Below are 320 nucleotides of genomic sequence, written 5' to 3'. Positions count from 1 at the left end.
TTGGGACGAAGTCGTAACAAGGTAGCCGTACCGGAAGGTGCGGCTGGATCACCTCCTTTCTAAGGAGCAACTATCTGCGAAAGCGGACAGTAGCCCGCAACCTGCGAATGTCAGGTTGGGGTGCTCAAAGGCGGAGACACTGGCCAGTCAAGTCCGGCAACGGCCGGCTTTAGCAAGTACAGCTGCTTTCGAGTGGCGTGGAACGCGAGCTGGTGCGGCTGGAATCTTGGCGAAAAACAAGCATCCTGTTGGGTATCTGAAAGAACAACCGTGGTCGGCTTAGCCGGCAGGTTGGTCTTCAATGCCAGGCACAATCTCGC

1 protein-coding gene and 1 rRNA gene are annotated in these 320 nt (G+C 56.6%); one reads left to right on the top strand and one right to left on the bottom strand.

Going from position 1 to position 320, the window contains the following annotated elements:
- Positions 1-59: ribosomal RNA gene (locus tag ADL15_RS21615) — 16S ribosomal RNA — on the top strand; the annotation flags it as partial.
- Between the two features lie 51 nt (positions 60-110).
- Here ADL15_RS21615 and ADL15_RS55455 read toward each other — a convergent pair.
- Positions 111-320: hypothetical protein (locus ADL15_RS55455; RefSeq protein WP_232344265.1), on the bottom strand; the 210-nt coding region annotated here is incomplete at its 5' end.

The sequence above is a fragment of the Actinoplanes awajinensis subsp. mycoplanecinus genome (assembly GCF_001509495.1).
Lineage (GTDB): Bacteria > Actinomycetota > Actinomycetes > Mycobacteriales > Micromonosporaceae > Actinoplanes > Actinoplanes palleronii.
This window is presented reverse-complemented; position numbering and strand designations above follow the sequence as displayed.